This window comes from Pseudobdellovibrionaceae bacterium (assembly GCA_019637875.1).
In the GTDB taxonomy this organism is placed as follows: Bacteria; Bdellovibrionota; Bdellovibrionia; order Bdellovibrionales; family Bdellovibrionaceae; genus JAHBUW01.
This window is the reverse complement of record JAHBUW010000023.1, coordinates 1-15,560: the sequence shown is the minus strand read 5'-3', so window position 1 is coordinate 15,560 and position 15,560 is coordinate 1. Positions and strand designations below refer to the sequence as shown.

14 protein-coding genes are annotated in these 15,560 nt (G+C 56.8%); 8 read left to right on the top strand and 6 right to left on the bottom strand.

Annotation, left to right across the window (positions count from 1 at the left end; translation table 11 throughout):
* The first annotated feature begins 52 nt into the window (after positions 1 to 52).
* From KF767_18750 to KF767_18730, 5 genes are all read left to right on the top strand, one after another.
* Positions 53 to 1,615, top strand: coding sequence for a sigma 54-interacting transcriptional regulator (locus KF767_18750; protein ID MBX3019934.1), 1,563 nt, complete (start codon positions 53 to 55; stop codon positions 1,613 to 1,615).
* Positions 1,616 to 1,677: 62 nt separating this feature from the next.
* The gene (locus KF767_18745; GenBank protein MBX3019933.1) at positions 1,678 to 2,364 is read left to right on the top strand and encodes a hypothetical protein; all 687 of its coding nucleotides are present in this window, start codon (positions 1,678 to 1,680) and stop codon (positions 2,362 to 2,364) included.
* 189 nt (positions 2,365 to 2,553) lie between these two features.
* Positions 2,554 to 3,378 carry a hypothetical protein gene (locus tag KF767_18740; GenBank protein MBX3019932.1) on the top strand — a complete coding sequence of 275 codons (825 nt, stop codon included), beginning with the start codon at positions 2,554 to 2,556 and terminating at the stop codon, positions 3,376 to 3,378.
* A gap of 37 nt (positions 3,379 to 3,415) precedes the next feature.
* Positions 3,416 to 4,426 (top strand): phosphotransferase, encoded by a 1,011-nt coding sequence (locus tag KF767_18735; GenBank protein MBX3019931.1) that lies wholly within the window; start codon positions 3,416 to 3,418, stop codon positions 4,424 to 4,426.
* On the top strand, positions 4,423 to 5,289 hold the full coding sequence (locus KF767_18730; protein MBX3019930.1) for an NDP-sugar synthase: 867 nt from the start codon (positions 4,423 to 4,425) through the stop codon (positions 5,287 to 5,289). The genes KF767_18735 and KF767_18730 overlap by 4 nt, the downstream gene beginning before the upstream one ends.
* Here the strand turns inward: KF767_18730 and KF767_18725 are convergent.
* The 3 genes from KF767_18725 to KF767_18715 form a co-directional block, all read right to left on the bottom strand.
* Positions 5,273 to 6,244, bottom strand: a complete 972-nt coding sequence (locus tag KF767_18725; GenBank protein ID MBX3019929.1) for a hypothetical protein — start codon at positions 6,242 to 6,244, stop codon at positions 5,273 to 5,275. The two genes, KF767_18730 and KF767_18725, sit on opposite strands and share 17 nt — an antisense overlap.
* A gap of 15 nt (positions 6,245 to 6,259) precedes the next feature.
* Complete coding sequence (locus tag KF767_18720; protein ID MBX3019928.1) at positions 6,260 to 7,576, bottom strand: hypothetical protein; 1,317 nt, start codon at positions 7,574 to 7,576, stop codon at positions 6,260 to 6,262.
* A 119-nt stretch (positions 7,577 to 7,695) separates the two neighbouring features.
* Positions 7,696 to 9,909: a Tad domain-containing protein gene (locus KF767_18715; protein MBX3019927.1), complete on the bottom strand. Its 2,214-nt coding sequence runs from the start codon at positions 9,907 to 9,909 to the stop codon at positions 7,696 to 7,698.
* A 119-nt stretch (positions 9,910 to 10,028) separates the two neighbouring features.
* Between KF767_18715 and KF767_18710 the strand changes: the two genes are divergently transcribed.
* The 3 genes from KF767_18710 to KF767_18700 all read left to right on the top strand — a co-directional run bounded on the left by KF767_18710 (position 10,029) and on the right by KF767_18700 (position 13,216).
* Complete coding sequence (locus KF767_18710; GenBank protein ID MBX3019926.1) at positions 10,029 to 10,886, top strand: hypothetical protein; 858 nt, start codon at positions 10,029 to 10,031, stop codon at positions 10,884 to 10,886.
* Positions 10,883 to 11,989 (top strand): beta-N-acetylhexosaminidase, encoded by a 1,107-nt coding sequence (gene nagZ, locus KF767_18705; GenBank protein ID MBX3019925.1) that lies wholly within the window; start codon positions 10,883 to 10,885, stop codon positions 11,987 to 11,989. Before KF767_18710 ends, nagZ begins: the two co-directional genes overlap by 4 nt.
* A gap of 159 nt (positions 11,990 to 12,148) precedes the next feature.
* On the top strand, positions 12,149 to 13,216 hold the full coding sequence (locus KF767_18700; GenBank protein ID MBX3019924.1) for a TonB family protein: 1,068 nt from the start codon (positions 12,149 to 12,151) through the stop codon (positions 13,214 to 13,216).
* Between the two features lie 65 nt (positions 13,217 to 13,281).
* On the opposite strand, the gene KF767_18695 is transcribed toward KF767_18700, so the two are convergent.
* From KF767_18695 to KF767_18685, 3 genes are all read right to left on the bottom strand, one after another.
* Positions 13,282 to 13,443, bottom strand: coding sequence for a hypothetical protein (locus KF767_18695; protein MBX3019923.1), 162 nt, complete (start codon positions 13,441 to 13,443; stop codon positions 13,282 to 13,284).
* A gap of 42 nt (positions 13,444 to 13,485) precedes the next feature.
* Positions 13,486 to 14,343 (bottom strand): hypothetical protein, encoded by an 858-nt coding sequence (locus KF767_18690; GenBank protein ID MBX3019922.1) that lies wholly within the window; start codon positions 14,341 to 14,343, stop codon positions 13,486 to 13,488.
* Between the two features lie 63 nt (positions 14,344 to 14,406).
* The coding region (locus KF767_18685; protein ID MBX3019921.1) for a hypothetical protein at positions 14,407 to 15,560 on the bottom strand (1,154 nt) is incomplete at its 5' end.

The window sequence follows — 15,560 nt, the reverse complement described above, 5'->3', positions numbered from 1 at the left end:
AAGCTTGTTCAAAGTTTTGACGACAAGAACTGTGACAAGTTGGAGGACTTTCATGATCAATTGGGATGAGTTTGAACATATTCACGTCATCAAAAAACTCCGCCACATTCTGTCTTCTTGGTGGAATGTCGACGTTGTGTTTACGGACGAACGCGGCCTGATCAAAGGCTTCGACGCCGCAAAAGCAAACTGGGCCAACCCCGCAACGGGCGCACTGATGGGCAAAGACGTCGCCCAACAGAACATGGCTGAGTTCGTGATGAAAACGATCGAAGATCTTCGTATGTCGGACAACCGCTTCGCACTGAAAAAGTGGGACCTGGCGGGATACGATGTCGGTATCTTCCCCATCACTATCGAAAACGACTTCATGGGAACCGTGGTTGCGACCGGATTCTTCCGCGACCAAGCGAACCCCCAGCGTATGGGTGAAGTTCGTGACCGTTTGGCCGCTTTCGGTCAGTCGGGCGATTCCATCGAGCAAGCGCTCGGTAAACTGCGCTACCTCGATGACGACGATCGCACTCACTTCTGCGAACTGGTCCAACTGGTTGCGGAAGAAGTTGTGACTCTTCACCTCGAGATCACTCGTCGCGAAGATCGTATTCGTGAACTGAACAAAGAACTCGGTTCGCGTTACAAGTACGACAACATGATCGGTAAGTCGAAGCCCATGCAATCGCTCTACGCCCTGCTCGATAAGATCAAAGGCGCAGACACGACGGTCCTGATCCAGGGTGAGAACGGTACCGGTAAAGAATTGATCGCGAAAGCGATCCACTACAACTCGCACCGTAAAGATCGTCCGTTCGTGATCCAGAACTGCTCGGCGTTCAACGACAACCTCTTGGAGTCGGAACTGTTCGGTCACGTGAAGGGCTCGTTCACCGGCGCGATCAAAGATAAAAAAGGTCTGTTCGAAATCGCGGACAAAGGAACTTTCTTCCTCGATGAAATCGGGGACACTTCGCCCACGATGCAGGTTAAACTGCTGCGCGTGTTGCAAGAAGGCACCTTCACGCCCGTCGGTTCGACCGAGATGCGCAAAGTTGACGTCCGGATCGTTGCGGCAACAAACCGCAACCTGAAGGAGATGGTTGAGCAAGGTACATTCCGTGAAGACTTGTACTATCGCTTGAACGTCATCAACATCCGCGTGCCCCCGCTCCGCGAGCGTAAAGAGGACATCCCTCTTCTCGCCGAAGCTTTCCTGCAGAAAGCGAGCGAGAACAACGGTGGCAGCAAACGTGTTCTGACGAAACGTGCACTGGAAAAGCTGTATGACTACGCTTTCCCGGGTAACGTTCGTGAATTGCAAAACGAAATGGAGCGTCTGGTCGTCTTGGCGGGAGAGGAAACTAAAATCCTGCCCGAGATGCTGTCGCCCAAAATTCTGGAAGCCGGCGAAAAGTCGAAAGTCCAAGGTGCCCGTCTGCAGGGTAAACTGAAGGACGCTCTGGAAGAACTCGAACGCGACATGATCAAAGAAGGTCTGCGCCGCACGGGCTGGAACAAGTCCAAGCTGGCGAAGGAACTCGGCATCTCGCGCGCGGGTCTGATCATGAAAGTCGAAAAGTACGGTTTGGATAAACGCCGTATGGCTCGCTCTTCGTAATCGATCGCAAATTATGAACGTCGAAAAAGGCTCCGCAAGGGGCCTTTTTTATGAGAGGGGACATGGAATCCACTTCGAACCTCCCAGATCCGGAAGACGCGCTCCCATTTTTCAGGTTGATGATCTCAGCCGTAGGCACCGCTTTGGCCCTGTTCCTGCTGATTGGAATTGATCCCGAAGAGTTCATGCAAGATGAATCATGGACTGAGTATTTTAAGGCTTACGGAGCGTACTTGTGTTTAGTAGGCCTCTCCGTTTTTATGACTTATCGCTATTTTCCTCGGCGCTGGGTGGCTCCTGAGGGGCTCAACGCGTCCACGAAATTTCGACAGAGACTGGCTGCCACTTTGATCTTCGCCGTTCTGACTGGGTACGGAGGAGTATTTGCGTATATCCGATTCGTCGAATCCACGTACGCGACGGTGACTGCAGACTGCGTTCGCAAACCGTCATCGACCCTCTTTCAGTGCGAATTTGTCGCTTACGGTGAGAAGCGAAAGCTAAGGTCCCCTGTCTTCTTGGTCCAAGACATAGAGCGCATTGAATATTTGGAAGATCAATCCATAGAGCTCGTCACCACAACCTCGAAAATTGCGTTTCCGTCTGGTCATATGGATGAAGTCAGCATTCGGCTTTCGAAGCAGCTGCAAACTGACCCCAATGCTCAACGAACCCGGTGGGAGTACCGGTTCGACAAAGGACAGCCCAAGATTCAGTTCCCTCGCCAGCCGGCCTCGGAATCTCAGTAATTCCTTCCCTATCGACCAAAAGCTCAGCGTGGCGCCGAAGCCGCTAAACTCGCGCGAACGCGGGTTTTTCCCGCGAGAACGCATTAAACCGCCAGGCGCCGGGTGACAAAACTCGGCACAGCGATTGCCTATGTGCTTTCCCGTTCAGCTCCGTGGGGGAGTTGAACGTACTACGGGGAGCAAGAGTAAATGAATACGGACATCCTGAAGATGGCTTCGGTTCAAAGACTCACGGGGTTGTTGAAACATCGCTATGGCAAGGGGTTGGAAGTCCGCCTGTTGGTGGATTCCATGATGTCGAGAAGTGGCGACAACGCCACCGTCTCGCGCGGTGACCTTTTGATTCCGATCCAGATGCACGGCACCTTCTTGGGTCTCGCTCGCGTTCCCTCTGTTCAGGATCTCCCCGCGACCTCCATCGACGCGATCACGGAAGTGGTCCGTTTGATTCTGGAGCCCGCGCTGTATCGCCGGTACCTCGATGGACAACCGGTGTCAGCCACCGTCACCGGGGAGTCCGAACAGATCCAACCCGGAAAAATTCAACTGCTGGACGGCGGCCGTCCGTCCTTCCTGGAAGACGTGCAGCCGAAAGCGATCCTGCTTCACTCCTTGAATCCCAATCGCATCAACCGCGTCGCCATTCATTTGCACGAGACGACCGAGCGTTGGGCCATGTTGCGTTTCTCGGACATGAAGAGCTTCGGTTCGGTTCGCGAGCTGCAAGCCCTCGGCAAAGCGACGATCTTCGTCGAGGATCTGTTGCATTTATCGCCGGAAGAGATCGTGATCCTGAAAGAATTCATGCGGACTGCCGATTCCGAACAACATCCGGTCATCGTGATCGGTTCGACCCGGACTCTGGCCGAGCTGGAATCTTGCCAAGCTTATCCCCATGAGATCATGGGCGAGCTGGAGCGCTACAATTTGTCTTTGGACCGTTGGCCCCAGGACGAAACCAACCTCAAGCAGGCGCTCGAGCTTTGCTTGCAGGGCGGCCAGAACTCGCACTAACGTTGCCTTTTAAACTTCAGGGTGCCACCATTTTCGAATGGATGAGAGCGCCCTGAAGTCATTTGTCGCCGATTCGATCAAGACCCAAAATTTCCGGCTGATCCCGCTTGCGGGCGACGCTTCGGCCCGCCGCTACTATCGCGTCGCCGACGCCGAAGAAAAAACCTGGGTCCTCATGAGCTGGGAACCCTTCAAAGCGGCCGAGTACCCTTTCCTTTCCGTACACACATTGTTCAAAGACGCGGGCGTCACCGTTCCGGAAGTCGTCGGCGTCTCGGAAACCGGTGGCCTGATTTTGCTGGAAGATTTGGGTGACCTCACGCTCGAACGCAAGTTCTGGGAAAACCAAACTTTCGAGCCCGCGAAACCGTTCTACGAAAAAGCGCTCGATGAATTGTTGAAGATCCATTTCGCCACCCTGAAGTCGAAAGTGTCTTCCACGGCCCACCGCCTGCAATTCGATACCGAAAAGTTCATGTGGGAATTCAACTATACCCGCGAACACTTGATCGAAAAAATGGGTCAGATCAAACTCACGCCCGCGCAAGACACCCTTCTACAGAAAACCTTCCGCGACATCTCGGAGCGCCTGCACCAAGAGCCGAAATGGATCACCCATCGCGACTATCACTCGCGCAACCTGATGATTAAGTTCGACGAAGTTCGGGTCATCGACTTCCAAGACGCGCGCGGCGGCCCTTTGCAATATGACCTTGTCAGCTTGCTGCGGGATTCTTACGTGACGCTAGCGGATGCTGACGCCGACCTCTTGCTGCATACCTTCTATGACGAAGCCAAAAAGAACTTCACGAAGCCCATGTCGCTTGAGCACTTCCAGCTCATGTATGAGCTGCAAACGGTTCAACGTTGCTTCAAGGCCTGCGGTAGCTTCTCGAGTTTCTGGAACGCGCGTCAGGACACGCGGTACCTGAAGCACATCCAACCGACACTCAAACGCGTGATGAAAGCCCTTTACAGCTTTCCGGAATACCGTGAATTTTCCGGATTCCTTCTGGACTCGGGACTCCTGGAAAGAAAATACGAATGAGCCTCACCGCGTTCGCCCTCACCGCCGGTTTGGGAACGCGGCTGCGCCCCTACACCGAAAAGCTCGCCAAACCCGCGATCCCCTTCCTCGGCGTTCCGCTGGGGCTGCACTCGCTGCGGCACCTTGAGGAACTCTCGGTCCGTCGGCTCTACATGAATTTACATCATGCGCCGGAGAGTTTGCGAGCGATGGACACGTCGATGTTGAACTTGCCCATGCCCGAGTTCGTCGATGAAACGGCGAAAATCCTCGGCAGCGGGGGCGCCGTCGCGAATGTCATTCGCGACATCACCACCGAACAAATTCTGCTGCTCAATGGTGACGAAGTTTACCTGCCGCAGCGGTCGGATGTCTTGCGGCAAGCCCTTGCGGAGCACACGAAGCGGGATCGCTTGGCGACCCTCGTGACCATGTCCCATCCGGAAGTGGGCCGCTCCCTCGGCGGCGCCTGGGCCGAAGCCAACGGAATCGTCCGTCAGTTCTCGAAGACGCCGGTCACCGGACTCACCGGTCACCACTACGTCGGCTACCTCTTCATGAATCGTCGGGTCGAAAGATACTTCGAGTTTCCCGTACGCGAGGAAAATATCCTCTACGAAACGCTCACCCGTGGAATGGCGGCCGGAGAAGACGTCGCCGTCCACGACCATACCGCGGACTGGTTTGAAACCGGGCGCACGGATCTTTTCCTTCAGTCGACGCGCGAGGTTCTGGATCTCGTCGAACAAAAAAAAGAAGATCCCGCCATGCGGGATCTTCTTCAATTCCTGTCTCGTTTTCCCGAGCCCCGGTTTCTACTCGAAACCGAAGAGCCCGATCTTCGCCGCCGCATCGAGCGGCTGTGGATCACTTCGAAGGGATGAACGAATTATTGTTGTTATGCATCTGGTAACGACGGTGCAACATTTCGAACAATGAGTCCTGCGCCACGCCGATACGGTCACCGTTGAAATCGCGTGACATTCCCGCAACCGACGCCGGCCGACGTCCACTGGCGGCACCCGAACCCGCGCCGATTCCTTCATCGGCAAGCGCCGTACGCGGTCCATCGCTCACGCCACCGCCGCCGCCTTCGGTTCCATCGCCTTCCGCCGCGACCGAGGCCGCGCCATCCGCGCCTTTCCCCATATCCTCTTTCGCTTTCGCGAGCGCCGCGTTCACCATTGCGGACTCACTGGGAGTAGGGCTGTAGTTGCTCGCGCTGTTCGGCTTCGTCACGTCGAGGACTTCACCGGCCGCGGTCGTCATCTTAGTCCCGTCTTTACTCACGTTGGCGCCGATATTTTTCGCCGAAGTCTTCAGGCTCTTCATCGCCGCGAGATATTCGGGTTTATTCTCGGTCGCGGTCGGAGTTTCGCCGCCCGTCACCGGGGCCGTCGGATTGACGTCGGTCACTTGCGAGTTCGAAAGACCCTGAGCTTTATCCATTTTTGAACCGGCCAAACCCGCCGCCAGACCGCCCATGATGGAGGCCGCGCAGATACCGCAAGTCCCCTTCTTCGTGCAGGCGGGGCAAGTCGCGGCGGCGACCGCCGCCATCGCGATCATGGTGATCATCGCCATTTGCGATCCGTTGCCCTGCTTTTCGGAGCCGTCTTTCCCGTTGTTCTCGATCCCCGATGTCCGAGTGGGCGTCGGCTGATTAAAGGTCGTCGGAGAATACGAAGAACCGCCAAGTCCGCTGTTCGAATTGGTACCCGTGGCCGGGACGTTCCCTTCTTGGCCTTGGATCAATCCGTTGTCCGCGAAAACGTGCGCCGGAAAGATCAGCGAAAGCGAAACCGCGATCGACAATAGAGCCGAGGTCATGGACTTCACAGGGGCCTCCTTCAATTACTTGCCTTGTTCCATCAAAGACGGGCGATTGTCGCGATAACGCTCGCGAACTTTCTGCCAGTTGCTGCGACCGTTCGCGCCCGTGAGCGCGCCGCCGGCCGCCGCGGTTTTGCGTAGGTCTGCGTTCTTCAAAGCGCGGCCCATGCCGCTATCGGTGACTTCGGGATATCCGCCACCCATGCCGCCACGTCCACCGCCGCCTCCGCCGTAATCGCCGGCCAACACGTCAGGGTTTGCGGGTTTTTGTCCGGCACCGGCCGCAGCGGCTTCCGCGCCGCGGGCTCCGCCAGCGCCACCGCCGCCACCACCGAATCCCGATCCGCCGCCACCGGGTCCCGTGCCCGCGTTCTTGCGGCGATTGCCATCAAGACCCGCATCAGTTCCGGGAGTCGGCGTCGAGGTTGAATCGGAAGTGGTATCGTTCGAATAAGGATCGCGACCGGGCATTTGCCCCACCTTCGAAGAATCCGCGCCGGGACAGCCGCCCGCATTGGGATTCACCTGACAGATACACTGCGGATTCGCGTAATGCTCGGGCTGCGAACAGTTCACCGAATCGTCCTTCATACACTGGGGATTCGTGGGATCCTTCGTGCAATCCAGTCCCTGATCTTGCTGACACTGCTGCATCTGCATCATCTGCAACAATCCGTTCATCAAAGCCGCCGCGATCGCCGCCACTTGCTGCGAGTACTTTTCGCACGCGGCGGTCGTCTTTTTGGTGCAGGCCTTCACACCCTGCGCGTTACGTTCACATGCGGCCTTTTCTTTTTTCGATTTCGGATCCGTTCCGGTGATGGTCGCGCAGGCCTTCTTGGACTCTTCCGCTTTCTTCGCGCAAGTCGATTGGCAAACGCTCTTCGCGCCGTTGCAATCGCCTTGATACTGCTGAATCGGCGGCTGCATGTTTTTCATCAGGTCACCGAAGCCACCGCAATTGTTCGACTGGCCGCTGCCCGAACCCGAGGTCTGTTGCGCCGCTTGGTTCGTGTTTTGGGTGTACTGATTCGCTTGGTTCTGCGCTTGCTGCGCGTTCGGATTCGATCCCGGCTGGCACGCGGTATCCGACTTCTTCACTTCGTCGTGACAAGCCTGGACCGCTTTTTCGTGTTCCGCTTTTTTGGGATCGGTTTGATCCAGTTGACCTTTGAAACTCTCAGGGTCACACGCTTCGGGAACCCACGACTTCGTGCTCGTCGGCCCACCGAGATTCGGCTCGGCACTTTCCGCAAACACCGACGGCATGAACGCGAAGTTCACGGAGATGAACGCGGCGATGGCGGGTTTGAGACACGAGACCATGATTTTCCCCATGCTTTAAGTATCGGTCTTTCAAAGGGAATAGCGGAGTCAAATTTCGTCACCGTCTCGTGGTGAGACGTCCGACCTGTCGAAGATTGAGACGTGTGTTGAACTTTAAGCCGCTTTCGGCATCAGTCTTCGGTTTCCTGCCAGGGATTCAACAGACGACCCGTCTGTCCCTGACCGCCGATCTCGAGATTCGGCGATTGCAGATACTCGCCATCGACGAGTTTGACCGAGTAACCGGTGCGGCCGCCCCCCATACAGTTCCCGGGAACCGCAATTTCCGAGCGGGTCGTGTCGTAAGGAATGATCATGTTGTTCGGACAATTTCCGAAACGATTCGCCTGAAGTTTGTAATCCCCCGGCGCGATCATATGCCATCCGGTCAAAGCTTCGACGAACGCCTCGGCCGGTGGTTTCTCGGCACCGATGTAATAGGTCAGCGGCGAATTGAAGTTGTATAGGTTCTGCTGACGCCCGCGCTCGATCTGACTTTTGATCGACATCGTATCCCAAGGCGCGCCCGCTCCACGACGATAACCGAGATCGCCGCGAATGTGCACGCCGCTGAGATCCGGCCGCTTCGCCAATTTCAAAGCGTAGTTCCGCCAGAAGTCCGGCTCGATCGAATAGTAAGTCACGTCGAACTGATCCGGCAAAATGAAGCCCAACTCAAGATCACGCATCGTGGGCGTCGAGCCGCTGGGTGACCAGGCGAGCGTGTCGCCCGTGTTATCCGGCCCCAAAAGTCCACTGCCCGTCGCGGGAAGGTGACTCCAGATGTCCCAAGCGGCCTGACTCGGCGGGCGGTGTTTATCCCACAACGCTTTGGCGACGTGGCCCATCGTCATCGTCGACTTGTTTCCGATTTTGTCGCCCGTGTAACGCGAAAAATCCGGTTGGGACGCGTACTCGTCGAAACCCGGGGGCGTCTCGCCGGTCGTCACCCGCGGCGGCAAAGTCGGATCCACGCGATCCGGAAGACCGCCCAGCGAAGACTTACTTCCTTGCGGCCATTTGTTGTAATACCAAGGTCCGATCGAGCCGCCGAAGGGTTTGGCGAACGAACGCGCCTTGAGCTTCACGGGGCCGAAGGGATTGAAGGGAACCTTGGGTGAAGTCGCCGCTTCCACCGCGACGTAGGCCATACACCAAGGATTCTTCTCGACACCCAAAGTGGTATGCCAGCTGCGATTCACCGGCGTTCCCAAATCACCGGGGTCCGCCATCATCGTGATCAGCGTTTGCACCGCCTGGGGATCAAGACCCGTCGAGTAGGCCGGACCCGAATAATTTCCGTCCCCCGTATTCATCGGCGTCGGTTTGTAACCGATCGAGGTCGCGCCGCTACAAAGACCCTGCAACGAAATATAAAGCGGTTTCAAGAAAACTTCGTTCAACCACTTCGGCGGAATCCGCTTCTCGCCCTGGATTCCGCTGCAGTTGGGATCGCCCAACGAGTTGTAGAACTTGAACGTCCCGCCGCTCTTGCCGCCCGATTCGGGATCGATCTGCTCTTGGTTCGGGTAAGACAAATTGCGATAGAGCGTCGTCAGGACACCCTTGCGTACGGACTCACCGTCGATGTCCTGTAGATCGCCCGTATTGTAGCTGATCGAGTTCGCCAAATGGTTCAAGATCGCCTTGCGCGCTTGCTGCTCTTGTTTGTACGACACGATAAAGCGGGCCAATGCGAACCAGTTCAGCGCCGAGCGCTCCTCGCAGTGCTTCTTTGTCTTGTCGACCAAGGCCTTCGACGCTTCTTCGATACTGCGGGCCAGTCCCCCGAGCATTCCTTCCGCCAGCGCGAAATTGATCCCGGAGACGCTCGGTACCCCCAGCAAAGTGATCTTCACCTCGCGGCAAATGTCCCGGCAGTAGTATTCGTTCGGCTCTTGAATGTTGAACACCGGATAGTTGACGCAGAAACGCGCCGAACACTTCGCACCATCAGGCCCTTTGAACTCTTGATCCACCCCCGCCGTTCCGCGCAGTGAACTCGTCAAAGAGTCATAAGGATGCGAATAAGTTTCCCCCGCCATCCCGAGGTGGCGATAACGCCAGATCAGCAATTTGTACGCTTGGCGCAACTGGTAGTTGACGTGCGCAACGGCATTCATGACTTCGGCTTGTTTCATCGCCCCGTAGTAAGCCGCAAGGTCCACCGAGTTCTGTAGATTGATTTTATGGTGCACGATCAGTCCGACGTTCACGACCATCGCGAAAAAGACGAACAACACTTGAAAAATCAGCGCGACAAAAATGGCGATCTGACCTTTTTGGCCACAACTTCCACCGCGTTGCTCGAAGGTCTTACGCAAAGACCAGAATTTCTTTTCCACCAGTCGTAATAGTGTGAACCCATTTCGCCGGACGGACAAGCTCGCGCCTTTGACTTCCGAACGACGCGCGGACAAAATCGGAGAGCGTGAATGGATCCGCAATGAAGGAGGACTCGACTATGGTCGGTCTCAAACTGGGACGTCTGCTTTTTGTTGTCGTAACGCTGTTTTCACTATTGGCGAAAGCCAACGACCCGGTCCTTTTCGAAGGATACTACCGCGTCATGAAGGGCGGCGAACACGCCGGCTACTTCATCATGAAACATGAATTCGACGCCAAGAAAAAACAGTTCGTGGCAACGACCTTCATGCGGCTGGAAGGAACCGACGACACGACCGAAAGCGTGCGCGCGGTCGCGACCGAAGATTTCCGTCCGATCAGCTATTCGTACACCGCCGCCGCCGCAGGCATGACCCGCACGATCGACGTGCGCGCGGACAAAACCAAGATGACCGGCACCATCACCCACATGGGAAGCGTCGAGAAAATCTCGAAGCCTCTCAGCAAAAACGCGATCTCGAGCCTGTTCCTGGTTTACGCGATCTTGCGCAGCCCCCAAGGCTTGAAGGCGAATTCTTCCTTCGACTACGAAGCCGTCGCCGAAGAGCTCGCCGAAGTCCACAAAGGCAACGTCAAAGTCGGCGGCAGCGAAGACGTTGCGGGCATGAAAGCATTGAAAATCGAAAATACCTTCCTCGATACCAAATCGACGAACTTGGTCACCGACCGCGGGGAAGTGTTGGCGACGATTTCGCCGACCCAAAAAATTTCGATCGAGCTGATGGCGAAACCCGAAAACGCGTACGGCAGCTACCGCCTGCAGACCTCGCTGCTGAAGGCCCTCTTCGGTTCCGTGCCGGAAGGAAAGAACAATCCCGTTTCCAAAGCCAACCGCGCGGACCCCGCCCTTCCCGCTAAAGCCGCTGCGGAAAGCAAGAGCGGCGCCGCGGCGCCAACGGGAAAGGCCGGCCAGTGAGTCCCCGCGAGCTTTTGGGCCAACATTTGATGATCGGTTTGGATGGCCATCGCCTGACCGATCGCGAGAAACGTTTCCTCGTCGAAAACAACATCGGCGGCGTCACGTTGTTCGGCCGTAACGTGCAAAGTCCGGCGCAAGTCGCCGAGCTTTCGCGCGAGATCCAAGAGCTCGCCCCCCGCACGGCTTCAAAGATGCCCTTCTTCATCGGCGTCGATCAAGAGGGCGGACGCGTCGCCCGTCTGCGTGAACCCTTCACCGTGTGGCCCCCATTACGCGCCCTCGGTCAGATCGATTCTCCGAACGCCAGCTACAACTTCACGCTCGCGTTGGGACGCGAACTTCTCGAAGTCGGAATCAATTTGGACTACGCGCCCTGCCTGGACGTTTTCACAAATCCACAGAATACCGTGATCGGCGATCGCGCACTCAGCGATGATGCCGAAAAAGTCGCGAAGCACGCCTCCGCTCTGGTGCGTGGCTTCGTGAAAGCGGGCGTCGTGCCTTGCGGAAAACACTTCCCCGGTCACGGCAACACCCTGATCGATAGCCACGAAGACCTCCCGGTGGAAAACGCGACCCTCGAACGTCTTGAGTCCCTCGAGTTCATCCCTTTCAAAAAGGCGTTCAAGTCCGGGCTCGATTTCGTGATGACCGCGCACATCCTTTTCCCGAACATTGATCCGAAATGGCCCGCGACGTTATCGGAAATTTTCCTGAAGCGAATCCTTCGCGAACAGCTCGGTTTCCGCGGCGTCATCATCACCGACGATATGGACATGAAAGCGATGGCGAAACATTTCGATCGCGCGGAACTTCCCGTGATGGCATTGAATGCCGGCGTCGACATGGTCCTTTACTGCAACGAACCCGATATCCCGCCGATGGCGCTCGATTCCATGGAAAAGGCGCTCGCCCAGGGACGCCTGCGCGAGGACAACCTGCGGGCCAGCTACGCGCGCATCGAAAAGTTGAAACGCGAAGGCCTGACGGCGACCGCCCCCCGCGGCATTCCCGCCAGCGACTGGAAAAGCTCGGATCGCCACCGCCAGATGGCCCAGTCCTTTCGCGAAGGCCGCCTGCCCGACGACCTCGAAGTCTGACCGGCCTTTGACTGACAATTGGCTTTGCGAAAGGGTGTTTTTTTCAAGGACATCCGCGCCTAACGCCATTGGTTCCCTTACACCCTTCATTTTCCGTGGCCCGAAATTGGCACCCATTCCCGTGAACTCTGGGGTTTCCAAACGGAAATGGGGTATTCGATGAGCCGTTTTATCTTCTACTCGGGACTCGCGCATTGCGTGGCTTTCGTGGGCGTCGTTGGCTACATGAGCACGCGTCCGAAAGAGAGCCTTCCCGAATTTTTGCAGGCGAAAAACGTTCCCCACGTTGAAGTCACCACTCGCGAAACCGTCGAGACCGACGTCGTCAGCGGAAATTCGGCACGCCACAATATCGCCGAAGACGATTCGACTCGCGAAATGCGCGATCGCAAGATCCGGGCAAACCTGCCCGCGCCGCCGGAAACTCCCCGCGTGGTCGACAAGGTGAAAGATGCGCGCAAGCTGCCGACGACCTTGCCCGCGAAAAAGGGGGCCAGCCACATTCATCAAGAAGAGGCCCCGGCCCCCGAAACGGGCCGCGACATTCCCTTAGAAGCGAATACCGAATCGGACGTCGCGGTCGCGGCGGCGCCCGTTCAGGAACCTTCGGACGAAGAGCAGATCGCGAATGAAATCGCGTCCGCCGTCGCCGACGAAGCCGTCAGCGAAAATGAAACGCCGGCCGAGGACGACGAAAAATTGCAGATCGCGGCTTTCGACGTCGACGAACTCGCGGAAAGCCACCTGCAAAAACTCAAAGCCCAGGAAGAGCGCGAGCATTTAGAGCGCATGGAAAAGCTCAAGGGTGAAAAAGAAGCCGCTTTGATGGCGGTCGCCGCAGAAAAAGAAGCGGCCTCGCAAACCGCGGGGACCGGTGAAGGTCAAAACAGCGAAGGCACGCCTTCGGGAACCGAAGTCCGCGCGTTGAGCGAGCTCCGCCAAGCGCCGGGGAACAAAAGTCCCCAGTACGACGTCGAAGACCGTCGCCAAGGCCGCCAAGGTTTGGTCGTCTTTCTGGCGTACATTAAAGCCGATGGTCTGCCTAAGGAGTTTCAGTTGCAGGCCTCGAGCGGGCACCGCTCACTGGACGCAAAAACTTTGAAAGCGCTGAAGGGCTGGAAGTTCCAACCCGGTCAGGAAGGTTGGGTGGAAATCCCCTTCCAGTGGGATCTGAAGGGCGGAGCCCAAGAAGCTCCGTCGAACCTGCGCCGCCAAGGCAGCCGGTAAACAAGAAAAGCCGCGAGAGCGGCTTTTCAAAAACAAAAAAAGAGGTCGCAGTGATGCGGCCTTTTTTATTTCTTGATGATCTTCTTTGCTTTGGGAGCTTCGTCACCGAAGAGAACCGCTGCCGACTTGGTCGTGCCGTGGTTTTCGTTCGCGTTCTTGCGCTTACGTCCCATCGAGTTGTTGCGCATCAGACGTTTCATTTCAGTAGCAGCGGTTTTTGAAGCCATGGGGCTCTCCTTCGGAACAAATTCAAAACAGAACTCGTGGGACTACCAAAGCACGAAGACCAAGTCAACGGAGTGACGTTGATCCCGTCCTTGTGGAGCCTCAACCGCCTGAAATGCGTAATGAATTCCAAATCTCGGGCCATCAAAACCCAAGCCCGTCGAGAAGATGTTCTGCTCAAGCTCATTATCGCGCGCCGCGCCAAGGCGGAAAATCAGCCAACGATTCCAATAGTTTTCGACTCCCGCCGCGATCAGAGGGCGGTGTAGAGAGTTGTTTCGCTCGGTCGTCCCGTCCAAGCGCACCCGCAGAAATTTTCCGAAATTGTAGCTCAGACCCACGCTCGTTAGCGGCGAAAGCCGTTCACGCGCGCCCGGAGCCTGCGAAAGCGGGACGAGGTTGTCCACGACAAAGGCGACACCGAGGTTCTGACTCAAACCGAAAATCGAACCCATCGAAAGCGCGGCCTGTTGGGTGCTGACCCCCGCCTCACGCTCGTGACGGTAGGTCAGCCCGATCCCCAGCGCGCGGCGAGGGCCGATGAAATTCCCGAGGGCCAAACGGACGTCCTTTTGTTCCCAATCGCTGAAGGCGGATTTGTCCTTGGTCTGCAGATAGGCCAGCGACGTCGGCACGATCGTGTCCGCCGTGTTATCCGACAGCAGGAACGAAAGCTCTTCGTGATCGCCCCCTTGCTCTCCCTCGTAGCGAGCCATGCCGGTCGCGAAGTTGTAACCTTTCGCAAACGCGATCCCCGCGGGATTTTGGTAAGGCACATCGAGCGACTCGATCGCCGCACGTCCCGCCGTGGCGGTCGCGGCAGAAATGGAACTGACGTGCGCGTGCGCCGGAACCGCCAACGCGGCGAACGCGAGGACGAAATAGAATCGGCGATAGAGCATCGGGCACCTCCGCCCAAAATCCTATCGCCGTTCGGCAAGGTAGCAAGTCATTTCAATGAGGAATCAATGCGTGCGGTAACAGATCGACACAAATGCGGGACAACGCTTGTTGGTCCGGCCGGTCACGGGATCCGTACCGCAAGTCACCGACTGACCGAGCTCGGTTCCGGTTTGCGAGTACAGAATGTAATTGTTCGGATTGGTATCTTCCGCGCGGCCGTAGCACGTGCCGATGTCCAGCGCCGATTGGCGGGGCACGGCGCACATGTATTCGGGATGCGTGTTGATGTCCCAGTACTCCGCCGGCAGGAAGCGGCGAGCGATCTCGAGGCGCAGACGGTTGAGTCCACCGTCGCCATTGAAATTCAAAGAGCCGAAACGATTGGCCGCGCCGATCTCTTGATTGGGGCAGGCCACTTTCGCCGAAGGCACGATCGCCGACGTCGCGTTTTGCTGATAGTCATAGAACTTCAATTTATTCACGCACGTATCCGTTCCGACATTCGACCACAACTTACAGTTGCGTCCACCGGTTCCGTCCTCGTATTCACCGGGATCGAAGAGTTTCGTGCTGACCGGATCGCGACGATCGACGTTACGTACCACCATCAACGAGAAGCAGGACCACTGGTGACCTTCCTGCGCGCTGATGTTGGTTTCCGCGCCCTTCTTCAGGACTTCGAATTCCTCGACGCCCGTCAAGAATTCAGGGCGAATGGACTGGATATTCGTTTTGCTGACGATGTTTCCGCCTTCGATGACGCGGTCGATGCGTCCTTGCCACGAAGCGGTCAACGGCTTGAAGCGATAGACCTTACCGTAAACGGAGTCGCGGTTTTCGTTCTCAGGACTTTCCAGGAAGAACGAGTCATCGGCCATCTCGGGCTTCGCGTAACCAACGACGAATTCCAATGCGTTCCAACGGGTTTGGAACTCATCGATGTGATTGTAGGCCAGCGGATAGTTGTGCGACATGTTCATCGCGCGCGTGTGCAAATCGACGCCGGTCGCGTAGCTGATCTTTTCACGGCCGTAAACGCCAAGGTCGCGTGTGTCGACCAGTTGATTCGCCATCGTCAAAGACGTCAGGTTCGGGAATGACGGTTTCGCCGGATGTTTGGGATCCAACGAGTAGCCCAAAGGCGAACGACGATTACGGAAGACCATCGCGCCGGTCACGCCGAACTTGTAGTTCGAATTCATGATCGCATCGCGGA

Bases quoted from the DNA above. Each gene is read 5' to 3' on its own strand.
- KF767_18695 (MBX3019923.1), bottom strand. From the start codon at position 13,443: ATGGCTTCAAAAACCGCTGCTACTGAAATGAAACGTCTGATGCGCAAC.
- KF767_18700 (MBX3019924.1), top strand. From the start codon at position 12,149: ATGAGCCGTTTTATCTTCTACTCGGGACTCGCGCATTGCGTGGCTTTC.
- KF767_18720 (MBX3019928.1), bottom strand. From the start codon at position 7,576: ATGGGGAAAATCATGGTCTCGTGTCTCAAACCCGCCATCGCCGCGTTC.
- KF767_18740 (MBX3019932.1), top strand. From the start codon at position 2,554: ATGAATACGGACATCCTGAAGATGGCTTCGGTTCAAAGACTCACGGGG.
- KF767_18750 (MBX3019934.1), top strand. From the start codon at position 53: ATGATCAATTGGGATGAGTTTGAACATATTCACGTCATCAAAAAACTC.
- KF767_18690 (MBX3019922.1), bottom strand. From the start codon at position 14,343: ATGCTCTATCGCCGATTCTATTTCGTCCTCGCGTTCGCCGCGTTGGCG.
- KF767_18710 (MBX3019926.1), top strand. From the start codon at position 10,029: ATGGTCGGTCTCAAACTGGGACGTCTGCTTTTTGTTGTCGTAACGCTG.
- KF767_18730 (MBX3019930.1), top strand. From the start codon at position 4,423: ATGAGCCTCACCGCGTTCGCCCTCACCGCCGGTTTGGGAACGCGGCTG.
- KF767_18745 (MBX3019933.1), top strand. From the start codon at position 1,678: ATGGAATCCACTTCGAACCTCCCAGATCCGGAAGACGCGCTCCCATTT.
- KF767_18735 (MBX3019931.1), top strand. From the start codon at position 3,416: ATGGATGAGAGCGCCCTGAAGTCATTTGTCGCCGATTCGATCAAGACC.